The following is a 311-nucleotide window of genomic DNA, read 5'->3' on the forward strand; positions in this document are numbered from 1 at the left end:
GCTGCAGCCGCTGGCGGCACGCCCCGGCCAGTGCTGGCTGGCAGTGGGCGCAGGCACGGCGCGCGCCTTGCGCCAGCACGGCATCGCCGAGGTGGCGACGCCGGCGCGGATGGACAGCGACGGCCTGCTGGCGCTGCCGGAAATGTCCGCGCACGACCTGCCGGTGGGACTGATCACCGCCCCCGGCGGCCGCGGCCTGATCGCCGCACACCTGCAGGCGCGCGGCACCCCGCTGCTGCGCGCGGACGTGTACGTGCGCGAACCGGTACGACTGCGCGCGGCCGACCTGGCCCGCCTGCGTGCGGCGCCGC

General features: G+C 78.1%; 1 protein-coding gene. It reads left to right on the forward strand.

Features of this window, described 5'->3' with window-relative positions; all coding sequences use genetic code 11:
- On the forward strand, positions 1-311 hold a 311-nt coding region (locus D183_RS0123595), incomplete at both ends, for a uroporphyrinogen-III synthase (RefSeq protein WP_017911164.1).

Source organism: Xanthomonas sp. SHU 199 (genome assembly GCF_000364665.1).
Taxonomy (GTDB): Bacteria; Pseudomonadota; Gammaproteobacteria; order Xanthomonadales; family Xanthomonadaceae; genus Xanthomonas_A; species Xanthomonas_A sontii.